This window comes from Enterobacter sp. BIDMC 29 (genome assembly GCF_019378755.1).
Classification (GTDB): domain Bacteria; phylum Pseudomonadota; class Gammaproteobacteria; order Enterobacterales; family Enterobacteriaceae; genus Enterobacter; species Enterobacter ludwigii.
In genome coordinates this window covers 2855777-2856026 of record NZ_CP080000.1, presented here as the reverse complement: position 1 = coordinate 2856026, position 250 = coordinate 2855777, and the positions used below count along the sequence as shown (strand labels likewise).

1 protein-coding gene is annotated in these 250 nt (G+C 64.8%); it reads right to left on the bottom strand.

The genetic code is table 11. The features are described 5' to 3' along the window. Nucleotides 1–250, bottom strand: a 250-nt coding sequence (locus JTA15_RS21825; protein ID WP_255580234.1) for an Ig-like domain-containing protein, incomplete at both ends; no start/stop codon positions are given.

Genomic DNA, 250 nt, shown 5'->3' with positions numbered 1-250 from the left:
CTGGTGTTGCCCGCGGCATCGGTGGCGGTGGCGGTGAAGTTATGCGTGCCTTCCGTCAGTGTGGTGGTGGTTTGCGGTAGCGTCCAGTTGCCGTTCGCATCGGCGGTGACCGTGCCGACAAGCGTCGTGCCGTCATAGATGCGCACCGTCGCGTTGGCTTCGGCGGTCCCGTTCAGCGCTGGACGCGCGTCATTGGTCGGGGTATTGCCGGTTACCGGTCCGGTGATGCTGCCGACATCATCGACAACCG